The organism is Simiduia curdlanivorans (genome assembly GCF_030409605.1).
Taxonomy (GTDB): domain Bacteria; phylum Pseudomonadota; class Gammaproteobacteria; order Pseudomonadales; family Cellvibrionaceae; genus Simiduia; species Simiduia curdlanivorans.
The window spans coordinates 125299-136623 of record NZ_JAUFQG010000006.1 but is presented as its reverse complement, the minus strand read 5'-3'; the positions used below and the strand labels follow the sequence as shown (position 1 = coordinate 136623).

At 51.0% G+C, this 11325-nt stretch carries 11 protein-coding genes and 2 tRNA genes; 12 read left to right on the top strand and 1 reads right to left on the bottom strand.

Annotated elements, in window-relative coordinates:
* Positions 1 to 358 precede the first annotated feature (358 nt).
* A tRNA-Val gene (locus QWY82_RS14510) sits at positions 359 to 435 on the bottom strand.
* A gap of 377 nt (positions 436 to 812) precedes the next feature.
* Between QWY82_RS14510 and thrS the strand changes: the two genes are divergently transcribed.
* The 12 genes from thrS (at position 813) to pyrF (ending at position 10945) form a co-directional block, all read left to right on the top strand.
* Entirely contained in the window at positions 813 to 2726 is a 1914-nt protein-coding gene (gene thrS, locus QWY82_RS14505) for a threonine--tRNA ligase (protein ID WP_290263774.1), read from the top strand.
* Positions 2727 to 2835: 109 nt separating this feature from the next.
* Positions 2836 to 3378 carry a translation initiation factor IF-3 gene (gene infC, locus QWY82_RS14500; RefSeq protein ID WP_290265709.1) on the top strand — a complete coding sequence of 181 codons (543 nt, stop codon included), beginning with the start codon at positions 2836 to 2838 and terminating at the stop codon, positions 3376 to 3378.
* 62 nt (positions 3379 to 3440) lie between these two features.
* Positions 3441 to 3635, top strand: coding sequence for a 50S ribosomal protein L35 (rpmI, locus tag QWY82_RS14495; RefSeq protein WP_290263772.1), 195 nt, complete (start codon positions 3441 to 3443; stop codon positions 3633 to 3635).
* 31 nt (positions 3636 to 3666) lie between these two features.
* Positions 3667 to 4023: a 50S ribosomal protein L20 gene (gene rplT / locus QWY82_RS14490; RefSeq protein WP_290263769.1), complete on the top strand. Its 357-nt coding sequence runs from the start codon at positions 3667 to 3669 to the stop codon at positions 4021 to 4023.
* Between the two features lie 155 nt (positions 4024 to 4178).
* The gene (gene pheS, locus QWY82_RS14485) at positions 4179 to 5192 is read left to right on the top strand and encodes a phenylalanine--tRNA ligase subunit alpha (RefSeq protein ID WP_290263767.1); all 1014 of its coding nucleotides are present in this window, start codon (positions 4179 to 4181) and stop codon (positions 5190 to 5192) included.
* Between the two features lie 88 nt (positions 5193 to 5280).
* The gene (gene pheT, locus QWY82_RS14480) at positions 5281 to 7665 is read left to right on the top strand and encodes a phenylalanine--tRNA ligase subunit beta (protein WP_290263764.1); all 2385 of its coding nucleotides are present in this window, start codon (positions 5281 to 5283) and stop codon (positions 7663 to 7665) included.
* A 26-nt stretch (positions 7666 to 7691) separates the two neighbouring features.
* On the top strand, positions 7692 to 7997 hold the full coding sequence (ihfA, locus tag QWY82_RS14475) for an integration host factor subunit alpha (protein WP_290263762.1): 306 nt from the start codon (positions 7692 to 7694) through the stop codon (positions 7995 to 7997).
* Complete coding sequence (locus QWY82_RS14470) at positions 7981 to 8343, top strand: MerR family transcriptional regulator (RefSeq protein WP_290263760.1); 363 nt, start codon at positions 7981 to 7983, stop codon at positions 8341 to 8343. The genes ihfA and QWY82_RS14470 overlap by 17 nt, the downstream gene beginning before the upstream one ends.
* Before the next feature lie 96 nt (positions 8344 to 8439).
* Positions 8440 to 8516: transfer RNA gene (locus tag QWY82_RS14465), tRNA-Pro, on the top strand.
* Between the two features lie 113 nt (positions 8517 to 8629).
* Positions 8630 to 8827: a DUF2788 domain-containing protein gene (locus tag QWY82_RS14460; RefSeq protein ID WP_290263757.1), complete on the top strand. Its 198-nt coding sequence runs from the start codon at positions 8630 to 8632 to the stop codon at positions 8825 to 8827.
* A gap of 302 nt (positions 8828 to 9129) precedes the next feature.
* Positions 9130 to 9771, top strand: a complete 642-nt coding sequence (locus QWY82_RS14455) for a flagellar brake protein (RefSeq protein WP_290263756.1) — start codon at positions 9130 to 9132, stop codon at positions 9769 to 9771.
* Between the two features lie 469 nt (positions 9772 to 10240).
* Entirely contained in the window at positions 10241 to 10945 is a 705-nt protein-coding gene (gene pyrF, locus QWY82_RS14450) for an orotidine-5'-phosphate decarboxylase (RefSeq protein ID WP_290263754.1), read from the top strand.
* Positions 10946 to 11325: the final 380 nt, after the last annotated feature.

Sequence of the window (11325 nt, the reverse complement as noted above, 5' to 3'; positions counted from 1 at the left end):
CTCCGATGGCGGCCCCGCCCAATGGGTCGAACTTACAGTTCGGTAGCTAACGCTACTGGCAATAAAAAAGGCCACCCTACTCGGGTAGCCTTTTTTATTGCAAATCTGGTGGGACTATCCAGATGCGCTTCCTGCGGTCGCGTCTCTATCGAGTCGAACTTACAGTTCGGCTGCTTGCGCAGCTTAAACAAAAATGCCCAACCTAATCGGCTGGGCATTTTTGTTTAAAATCTGGTAGGACTATCCAGATGCGCTCCCTGTGGTCGCGGCCCTGTGGGTCGAACTTACAGTTCGGTAGCTAACGCTACTGGCAATAAAAAAGGCCACCCTACTCGGGTAGCCTTTTTTATTGCAAATCTGGTAGGACTATCCAGATTCGAACTGGAGACCTCTACCATGTCAAGGTAGCGCTCTAACCAACTGAGCTATAGTCCTAAAGAGGCGCGCACTTTACCAGTAAGGTTTAGGGGAATCAATAGGTTAGGAGTGGGAGGCAGGTATAATCCTTGCCGCAAGCCGCAAGCCGCAAGCCGCAAGCCGCAAGCCGCAAGCCGCAAGCCGCAAGCCGCAAGCCGCAAGCCGCAAGCCGCAAGCCGCAAGCCGCAAGCCGCAAGCCGCAAGCCGCAAGCAGGATCAGGTGGGACGCATTGAGCAACTAGAAGCTAGTAATTAAAGGCCAGATTTGCTTGCTCGCCTTTTTAGCTTGCAGCTTGAGGCTTGCAGCCTATAATACCCCCTCTCGCCGGCAGCCTAGTCTGCCTTTTATACACGTGGCCTTTGGTAGGGGTCACCACTGGATTCAGGAAACGAAAATGCCTGTTATTACTCTCCCAGACGGCTCTGAGCGTCGTTTTGATGCTGCTGTGTCTGTTTTAGATGTTGCCCTTGATATTGGTCCTGGTTTGGCGAAAGCGACCATTGCGGGCCGTGTGAATGGTCAGCGCGTTGATGCCTGTGACCTTATTGAGCAAGATGCAAAGCTTGAAATCATCACCGCGAAAGATGCCGATGGGTTGGAAATTATTCGCCACTCTTGCGCGCATTTGTTAGGCCATGCCATAAAGCAGATGTGGCCCGATGTGAAAATGGCCATCGGCCCAACCATCGAAAATGGCTTCTATTACGATATCGATCTCGAGCACTCATTGACCGATGACGATATCGAAAAGCTCGAAGCGCGCATGCTTGAGTTGGCCAAAACAGAATATGACGTGGTAAAAAAAGTCGTATCTTGGGATGAGGCGGTGGCTGCTTTTGAGCGTCGAGAAGAGCCTTATAAACTGGAGATACTCGAGCGCGACATACCTAAGTCGGCAACGCCTGGGCTCTATCATCACGAAGAATATGTCGATATGTGCCGTGGCCCGCATGTGCCGAATATGCGTTTCTGTCAGCACTTTAAGTTGATGCGCATTTCTGGCGCCTATTGGCGTGGTGACTCGAACAACAAAATGCTCCAGCGCATTTACGGCACCGCCTTTGCGGATAAAAAAGCGCTCAAGGCGCATTTGCAATTTTTAGAAGAAGCGGTAAAGCGCGATCACCGAAAATTGGGCAAAAAATACGACTACTTCCACATTCAGGAAGAAGCGCCCGGCATGGTGTTTTGGCATCCGCGCGGCTGGGCCATCTACACCGCCATCGAAGAATACATGCGCAAAGTGCAGCGCGATAACGGCTACCAGGAAATCAAAACCCCGCAGGTTGTTGATCGCACTCTGTGGGAGCGCTCTGGCCACTGGGATAAATTCCGCGACAGCATGTTCACGGTCGAATCCGAGTCTCGGGATTACGCCGTTAAGCCGATGAACTGCCCCTGTCATATTCAGGTGTTTAATCAAGGCTTAAAAAGCTACCGCGATTTACCCATTCGCTTGGCTGAGTTTGGCAGTTGTCACCGCAACGAAGCGTCGGGCACCTTGCAGGGCTTGATGCGCGTGCGCGCCTTCACCCAAGATGACGCCCATATCTTCTGCGCGGAAGAGGCAATTCAAGACGAGGTCAGCACCTTCACCGATCTGCTTTATAAGGTCTACGCCGATTTCGGCTTCACCGACGTCATCATTCGCCTATCAACTCGCCCAGAGCAGCGGGTGGGTAGCGACGAGGTGTGGGATAAGGCGGAGAAGGCCTTGGCCGATGCCTTGGAGGCGAAGGGCCTGGATTACAGTTTGTTGCCGGGCGAGGGCGCCTTTTATGGCCCGAAAATCGAGTTCTCGCTGAAGGATTGCCTAGGTCGCGTGTGGCAGTGCGGCACTATCCAGGTGGATTTCTCCATGCCGGGTCGTTTGGGTGCCCAGTTTGTTGCCGAGGATGGTTCCCGTCAGGTGCCGGTGATGTTGCATCGCGCCATTTTGGGTTCATTTGAGCGTTTCATCGGTATTTTGATCGAAAACTTCGAAGGCGCTTTTCCGCTTTGGCTGGCGCCCGAGCAGGTCGGAATTCTCAATATTACGGACAATCAGGCCGAATATGTGAAGAAAGTTGAAGAATCCTTGAAAAACAAAGGCTTCAGAGCGTTTTCGGACTTGAGAAACGAGAAGATCGGCTTTAAAATCCGCGAGCACACAATTCAGCGGGTTCCTTACCTGCTAGTGGTTGGCGACAAAGAGATGGAAACCGGCAAAATTACGGTGCGTAACCGTAACGGTGAAGATCTTGGCGCCATGAGTGTGGATGAACTGGCAGAGCGCTTAAATGCTGAGATAGCATCAAAGAGCGCTTAATAAGGCCACAAAATAGCGAATATGCGTACTTTGGGGTGCGCATATCAGCGTTTTGCGGTCTTTTGCTGTTGTAGCCCAATATTGGGCAATTATTTAGGAGGCATTAGCCATCAAACGAGATAGCGCGAAAAGCGGAAAGTCGAAAAAAGCCCGCATTAATGACCAGATTGATGCAAAAGAAGTACGCCTAATTGGTGCCGACGGAGAACAAATAGGGATCGTCAGCATTGCTGAAGCACTCGCCGCCGCACAGGCAGCAACGTTAGATCTGGTAGAAATCGCGCCCGATGCCGAGCCGATAGTTTGTAAGATCCTAGACTACGGCAAGGAAGTGTTTGAGGCCAAGAAGGCCAAGGCTGCTGCCAAGAAAAAGCAGAAACAACAGCAAGTAAAAGAAATTAAGATTCGACCAGGGACGGATGTAGGTGATTATCAGGTAAAACTACGCAACCTGATACGTTTCCTCGAAGAAGGGGATAAGGCTAAGGTTTCGTTAAGATTCCGCGGCCGCGAGATGGCGCACCAAGAGTTAGGTATGGAGATGCTGAAACGCATTGAAATCGACCTGGCAGAATACGGTATCGTCGAGCAGCACCCGAAGATGGAAGGTCGGCAGCTGATGATGGTTCTCGCACCCAAAAAGAAGAAGTAGCCGGGCTTTTTAGCTGCCTTGTTACTTTAATTATCAAACTCGCAAATGCGGAGTGTTTTATTATGGCCAAAGCTAAAATACACAGTGGCGCTTCCAAGCGCTTCAAAAAGACTGGTGCTGGATACAAGCATAAGCATGCTAACCGTAGCCACATCCTCACTAAGATGACTACCAAGCGCAAGCGTCACCTGCGCGGTACCAATGTTCTGGATAAGGACAACGTGGTACTGGTAGATCGTATGTTCCGCGCCAAGTAATTGGCAGTAACCTTAAGTAGAGGATTGAATTATGGCGCGTGTTAAGCGTGGTGTCGTGGCTCGTCGCAGTCACAAAAAAGTACTAAAAGCCGCTAAAGGTTACTACGGAGCACGTTCACGTGTATTTCGTGTAGCTAAGCAAGCTGTTATCAAAGCAGGTCAATACGCCTATCGTGATCGCAAGACCAAGAAGCGTAATTTCCGTGCCTTGTGGATCACTCGTATCAACGCACAGTCGCGTGCGGAAGGTTTGAGCTACAGCAAGTTGATCGCTGGCTTGAAGAAAGCAAATATTGCATTGGACCGTCGCGTGTTGGCAGATATCGCCGTTCACGACAAAGCGGTTTTTGCAACTATCGTTGAAAAGGCTAAAGCAGCTCTGGCTTAAGTCGCACGATAGGGGATGTCACCATCCCGATGTGTTTCGAAGGGAAGGGGCTAACGCCTCTTCCCTTTTTTATTAGCGCCAAGTAAACATTAAACTTATTCAGCTGTGGCTTTACTATTAACCTAAGTCACACACATGAACACCGGAGAACACCCATGGAAAACCTGGTCGCGCTCACCCAGGAAGCGCTTGAGCTGGTTGCCAAAGCCGAAGACTTAAATGGCTTAGATTACGTTCGCGTCGAGTATTTAGGTAAGAAGGGAAAAATCACCGAGCTGTTAAAAGGCTTGGGCAAACTATCTGCCGAGGAGCGCCCGGCAGCTGGCGCCGAAATTAATACCGCCAAACAGGCTGTTCAGGAAAAATTAAACGAGCGCAAGGCTGAGCTCGAAGAATTAGAGGTAAACGCCAAGCTCGCCAATGAAAAAATTGACGTGACGCTGACTGGGCGCGGACAGCAGGGGGGCGGTTTGCACCCAGTGACAAAAACCTTGGCGCGTATTAGTGAAATTTTTCAGCAGGCCGGTTATCAAATAGCCGAAGGCCCAGAGGTTGAGGATGATTATCACAACTTTGAGGCGCTGAATATTCCGTCTCATCATCCGGCGCGCGCCATGCACGATACTTTTTATGTGGATGCCAGCCATGTTTTGCGCACCCACACATCGCCCGTGCAAGTGCGCACTATGGAAACACAAGAGCCGCCGATTCGCGTTATTTGCCCGGGTCGGGTTTACCGCTGTGACTCCGATATTACCCACACGCCAATGTTTCATCAGGTGGAAGGTTTGGTGGTTGATCAGCGCATTAGTTTTGCCGATTTAAAAGGCACTGTTGATCAGTTTTTAAAGGCTTTTTTCGAGGCCGACGTGCCGGTTCGCTTTAGACCTTCGTACTTCCCGTTCACTGAGCCATCGGCTGAGGTGGATATTCAATGTACGCAATGCGGTGGTAAAGGCTGTCGCGTTTGCAAACAGTCGGGCTGGCTCGAGGTGATGGGTTGCGGCATGGTGCACCCAAATGTGTTTACCTCCAGCGGCGTCGATCCAGAAAAATATTCCGGCTTTGCTTTTGGTATGGGTGTAGAACGCTTGGCTATGTTGCGCTACGGCGTTAATGACCTGCGCTTATTTTTCGAGAACGACTTGCGGTTCCTGCAGCAGTTCTAACACTTAGTGCTCGGGTTATTCGAAACAAATAAAATTTTTTAGGTGGCTGAATTAAAAGTTTCAGCTTCAAAAATGGAAAGATTGCATTATGAAAATCAGTGAATCCTGGTTGCGTGAATGGGTAAACCCTTCAATTTCCACGCAGGCCCTTTGCGATCAGTTAACCATGGCTGGCTTAGAAATTGACGGTATAGAAGCTGTCGCCGGCGAGTTTTCTGGCGTGGTTGTGGGTGAGATCGTTGCTATCGAGCAGCACCCAGATGCCGACAAGCTGCGGGTGTGTATGGTTGCCGGCCTCGGCAGCGAGTTAACCCAAGTCGTATGTGGAGCACCTAATGCCCGTGTTGGTATAAAAATCCCTTTCGCCACAGTAGGCGCGCAATTACCTGGCGATTTTAAAATCAAGAAAGCTAAGCTTCGCGGTGTGGAATCCTTCGGTATGCTTTGCGCACAAACGGAGTTGCAGGCAGGCGATGACGACGATGGTTTGTGGGAATTGCCGCTGGATGCGCCGGTCGGAAAAGATTTGCGCGACTACTTGTCGCTAAATGACAAAATTATTGAAGTAGATTTAACACCTAACCGCGCCGATTGTTTGGGCTTGGCCGGTATTGCACGCGAAGTAGGTGTGCTCAATGAGCTAGCGGTAACACCGGTAGCTATTTCTGCAGTTGCCGCTAAGGTGTCAGATGCGCTACCGGTTGCCATTGAAGCCGAAGGTTGTGGCCGTTACACCTGTCGCGTGATTCGCAATATCGACATTAAAAAGCCCACGCCTTTGTGGATGCAGGAGCGTCTGCGGCGTTCAGGTTTGCGCAGTATTGATGCCGTAGTGGACGTCACCAATTATGTTTTGCTAGAGCTCGGTCAGCCCATGCATGCCTTCGATTTATCGAAGCTAGATACCGGCATGGTTGTGCGCATGGCAAAACAAGATGAAGCCTTGAAGTTACTCGACGGTCAAACCGTTACCTTAAATAGCGACACGTTGGTCATCGCCGATCAGTCCAAGGCGCTGGCGATGGCCGGCATTATGGGTGGCGATGCTTCGGCAGTGAGCGAAACGACGAGGGATATTTTATTGGAGAGCGCTTTCTTCGCGCCCACGATTATTGCCGGCAAGGCACGCGCTTACGGTTTGCATACGGATTCGTCCCACCGGTTTGAGCGCGGTGTTGACTCGGCCTTACAGCAATCGGCAATAGAGCGCGCCACTGAATTGTTACTGTCCATCGTCGGTGGTGAAGCAGGGCCTGTGGTTGAGCAAGTTCGTGCCGACAGCTTACCTGCGCAAGCCACAGTAACCCTGCGCCGTCGTCGCATCGAAGAGGGTTTAGGTTTTGCCATCGAGGATGCGCGGGTGCTCGATATTCTTAGTCGTCTAGGCCTGAAACTCGTTTCCAATACCGATGATGCGTGGACATTCCAGGTGCCGAGTCACCGTTTCGACATCAGCATTGAGGCCGATTTATTGGAAGAGCTGGCGCGTATTTACGGCTACAACAATTTACCCGTTACCAGCCTGAAGGCAGACCTGCCAATTCTGCCGCAGGCAGAGTTGCAGACGCCCCTGAGCTTAGTGCAACAGCAATTGATTGCGCGCGGCTACCAAGAGGCCATTACCTACAGTTTTATCGAGCCGAAACTACATAAGCTGTTTGATCCAGACACAGCTGCGGCGACCTTGCTGAACCCCATTAGCGCCGACATGAGTGTGATGCGCACCAGCTTGCTGCCAGGTTTGGTGAGTACGTTGGTGCACAATGTGAACCGCCAGCAACCGCGGGTGCGAATCTTCGAGACTGGTCAAACTTTCGTGCCCGGTGGCAAGGGGCCGGCTGGTTTGGCGCAAGAGCCTATGTTGGCGGGCTTGGTTTATGGCGAGCGCGCGCCTGAAGGTTGGGCCAACAGCAAAGACAAGGTCGACTTCTTTGATTTGAAAGGCGATGTGGAGTGCCTGCTTGAGGCCTCCGGCGCCGGTGCCTGCTACAGTTTTGAGGCTGGAAGCCACCCAGCCTTGCATCCAGGGCAAACTGCAAAGATTTTGAAGGCGGGTGAGGTTGTCGGTGTCATTGGCGCCTTGCACCCCAGTACACTCAAAGCGTTGGACTTGGACCAATCGGTCTATGTTTTTGAGCTGCAGTTGGCACCCTTGTTGGCGGGTGCCATGCCAGATTTTGCACCTTTGTCTAAATTTCCTGAGGTTCGACGCGACCTCGCCGTCCTAGTTGATAGGGATTTGGCGGCTAAAACCTTGTTAAATTGCGTTAGATCGCACGCTGGCGAGGCTTTAACGAAGTTAAAGGTGTTTGACGTATATAGCGGCAAAGGTATTGATCCACAAAGAAAAAGTGTGGGTCTGGGCTTGACGTATCAGCATCCATCCCGCACTCTTAACGACGATGAGATTAACGCTTCTATCGCTGCCGTCATGGCTGCCTTGGAATCCACATACAACGCGACCTTGAGGTAAAAGGGCACAGCAAAAGGGGACTTCAGATGTCAGACGGAGCTTTAACGAAAGCTGATCTGGCCGAAAAACTGTACGAAGAGCTGGGCTTAAACAAGCGCGAGGCTAAGGAGTTGGTGGAGTCTTTCTTTGAGGAGATTCGCCACGCCTTGGAAACCAATGAACAAGTGAAGTTGTCCGGTTTCGGCAACTTCGACTTGCGCGATAAGAGCCAGCGCCCCGGCCGCAACCCAAAAACTGGTGAAGAAATTCCCATTACCGCCCGCCGCGTGGTCACGTTTAGACCAGGTCAGAAGCTAAAGGCAAGAGTAGAGGAACATGCTCGAACCAAGTAATAACGATGAACTACCGGTAATCCCGGGTAAGCGTTACTTTACCATTGGTGAAGTCAGCGAGTTATGCGCGGTAAAGCCCCACGTGCTGCGCTATTGGGAGCAGGAATTCCCCCAGCTAAACCCTGTTAAAAGACGTGGTAATCGCCGCTATTACCAGCGCGATGACGTGCTTACCATTCGCCAGATTCGGTCTTTACTCTACGATCAGGGTTTTACTATCGGCGGCGCTCGCCAGCAGATGACAGGCGATCCCACGCCGGCACAATCTGAAGATGTGCAATTCCATCAAATCATTAAGCAAATGATTGCCGAGCTTGAAGAATTACTCCTCGTTCTAAAGCCCTAAACCACTTGCAATATTAGTTAGACGCGGTATTATGCCGCCTCTCAGATTATCCTGGTTTGTCTTTAAAGTTATTTCAAATCAACGATTTACTGAATTCGGAGCGTAGCGCAGTTTGGTAGCGCACTATACTGGGGGTGTAGGGGTCGTGGGTTCAAATCCCGCCGTTCCGACCATACAAATAAGCTTAGAGTACGAATAGTTAAATAAGCTTGAATAAAAGAGCCTGGGTCTACCCAGGCTTTTTTATGCGCCAAGAGTTAATGTTTTTAACCGCCTGGAGCCTGTGATGGACGCAGATTTATTCGACTCGCTTTCCCTTTACCTAGGTGTCGGCGCACTCATCGCGTTCATGTTATTTATCGTTTGGGATCTGGCAAAAGAGTCGAAAGCCGGTAAGTTTGGCACGGCTATATTGTTTATCGTTTTGGGTTTGTGTTTATTGGGTTTTATCATTAAAGCCGTCTTGGTGCAGGTTATCGAGTAAATCTAACCTGTCTCGGCTTTGTTGCTAACACTGTTTCGGTTGCTTAAGTTGCTGGCTTTAATTCCGCGGATAAGCAGGCTTTTCTCAGCTTTTATTCATCGCCCTGAACAGATTGCCGGTTGGCGGCCGCGCGCAAATGTACTAACTAATGGGTTTTCAGGGCAGCGAGCTTGTCGTTAGCTTCATGTCATTTTGCTCTCGGTGGCTATATTTGCGTTATTCGAGTGTTGGGTGGTTCAGGCCTTAATCCTTAACCTACACTTAAGCCTTTAGTAGCCCTTAATTAACGTGAAACCAGCCAAATGAATTTTGATCAGCTAAAGTTGCTGCCTGGCACAGTCCTGCACTTGGAGTTCCACCAATCTAACCCAGATACAAAAGAGCCCTCTACATTAATTGGTTACTTGAAAAATCAATGTATTGTCGTTTCTATTCCCATGCATCAGGGGCAGCCTAGAGCCTTGCAGTTGGGCGAATTGGTGGATGTGACCCTCTATTCGGAGCAGCTAAACTGTTCCGTTATGTTTAGTGTGCAGGTGGTAAATATTATTGACCAGCCCTTACCTCACGCCTACCTTAGCTTTCCTGTTTTCATTGCCAGAGATGAAGCGCGCAAAGCCCAGCGAATTTCCACCTCACTTATTGCCAACGTTAAAACCAGTGCCGTCACGGTGCCCGCGCGTATCGTTGATGTGAGTGTGTCCGGCTGTAAACTCACCGCAAAGCAAGATTTAGGCGCCGTTGAGACACCGCTGGCGCTGGCGACAAAGCTTTCTATCAACGGCCATGAAAAAATTATCCGACTAAAAGGGCGCATTAAAGGTGTGCTCGCCAAGCCAGCGGGGGAAGGGGAAGACTTCGAGTATGGCGTCCTGTTTACCGCTGTTACAAAGGAAGCAACGTCGTTGCTTGAGCAGTATATTGATGAAGTATCGAGCGCTTAATGTCAGCCGTTTGAAGGCGACACCAGATCAGCTTGCCTCAAGCTTCAAGCTTCAGGCCCCAAGCCACAAGCTACAAGCTACAAGCCTCAAGCTACAAGCTACTAGGCCTTTTGCCGTTCTTGATCCGAGTTAGTCCACCCAAAACACTTGTAGCTTGTAGCTTGTAGCTTGTAGCTTGTAGCTTGTAGCTTATAGCTCATAGCGCACAACCTGCTGCTCGTTGTTTGTTGCTTCTCACTCTTCCTGTAAGCTGCACCCTCACCACTGTAAGCCACTGTAAGCTGCTTTTCACTTGTAGCTTGCCGCTTGCCGCTTCTAGCTTGTGGCTTGCAGCTTGCAGCTTGCAGCTTGCAGCTTTGTAGCTTTGTAGCTTGTGTCTTCCAGCTTGCTCCCCCTGTAAACTGCTTTTCACTTGCAGCTTCCCGCCTCATTCCTTACCATCCCCCAAAATTCTGCCAGAGCCATGCCCATGCCATCAAAGTCTCCAGTAATTGTCGCGCTTGATTTCCCTAATGCTGCTGCAGCACTCGCCATGGCCGATCAGTTAGACCCCACACTTTGCCGAGCGAAAGTGGGTAAAGAGCTGTTTACCGCCGAGGGGCCGGCACTGGTGAAGGCGTTAACCAGTCGCGGCTTCGATGTATTTTTGGATCTGAAATTTCACGATATCCCCAATACCGTCGCTAAAGCCGTGGCCGTTGCTGCAGACATGGGCGTTTGGATGGTAAACGTACACGCCTCCGGTGGTCGGCGGATGATGGAGGCGGCAAAAGCCTCGTTAACCACTTTTGGCAACGACGCCCCATTACTCATTGGTGTCACGGTGCTAACTTCTACCGCCGAGGGCGAGCTGGCCGATGTAGGTTTGGATTGCTCCATAGAAGGCCAAGTTTTGCGCCTAGCGACCTTGGCGAAAGATTCTGGCTTAGACGGCGTGGTGTGCTCGGCGCAAGAGGCTGAAATGCTGCGCGGCTCCCAAGGCCCGCTATTTCAACTAGTGACGCCCGGAATACGCCCAGCCAACAGCGCCGCCGACGACCAGCGCCGCATCCTAACCCCCGCTGAAGCCCTAAAGAAAGGCGTGGATTACATGGTCATCGGCCGGCCAATAACCCAAGCGTCTGACCCTGCGGAAGCATTGCGGGCCATTCTTAATGAGGTTGGGGTTGGTTAGGTGCGAGCTGCAAGCTACAAGCTACAAGCTGCAAGCCACAAGCTGCAAGCTACAAGCTACAAGCTACAAGCTGCAAGCCACAAGCTGCAAGCTACAAGCTACAAGCCACAAGCTACAAGCCACAAGCTACAAGCTACAAGCCAAAGATACCCCCCAAGCCCAAGCTACCAGCCGGGTGGTCTGGTTCGACACTTCGAGCCCTACAAACTGCAAACGCCAAGTAGGGTGGTCTGACGCCCAGCAGATCATGGAAGCGTGCCCCCCGGGCAAGCCTTTCATTCAATAGCTATTCCTAGGAATGATAATGTGGTGCTCTTGACTGGCTTGCAGCTTGCAGCTTGCAGCTTGCAGCTTGCAGCTTGCAGCTTGCAGCTTGCAGC

What these genes read in the sequence shown, in the direction of transcription:
- thrS (WP_290263774.1), top strand. Translation starts at nt 813, where the DNA reads ATGCCTGTTATTACTCTCCCAGACGGCTCTGAGCGTCGTTTTGATGCT.
- rpmI (WP_290263772.1), top strand. Translation starts at nt 3,441, where the DNA reads ATGGCCAAAGCTAAAATACACAGTGGCGCTTCCAAGCGCTTCAAAAAG.
- rplT (WP_290263769.1), top strand. Translation starts at nt 3,667, where the DNA reads ATGGCGCGTGTTAAGCGTGGTGTCGTGGCTCGTCGCAGTCACAAAAAA.
- pheS (WP_290263767.1), top strand. Translation starts at nt 4,179, where the DNA reads ATGGAAAACCTGGTCGCGCTCACCCAGGAAGCGCTTGAGCTGGTTGCC.
- pheT (WP_290263764.1), top strand. Translation starts at nt 5,281, where the DNA reads ATGAAAATCAGTGAATCCTGGTTGCGTGAATGGGTAAACCCTTCAATT.
- ihfA (WP_290263762.1), top strand. Translation starts at nt 7,692, where the DNA reads ATGTCAGACGGAGCTTTAACGAAAGCTGATCTGGCCGAAAAACTGTAC.
- QWY82_RS14470 (WP_290263760.1), top strand. Translation starts at nt 7,981, where the DNA reads ATGCTCGAACCAAGTAATAACGATGAACTACCGGTAATCCCGGGTAAG.
- QWY82_RS14460 (WP_290263757.1), top strand. Translation starts at nt 8,630, where the DNA reads ATGGACGCAGATTTATTCGACTCGCTTTCCCTTTACCTAGGTGTCGGC.
- QWY82_RS14455 (WP_290263756.1), top strand. Translation starts at nt 9,130, where the DNA reads ATGAATTTTGATCAGCTAAAGTTGCTGCCTGGCACAGTCCTGCACTTG.
- pyrF (WP_290263754.1), top strand. Translation starts at nt 10,241, where the DNA reads ATGCCATCAAAGTCTCCAGTAATTGTCGCGCTTGATTTCCCTAATGCT.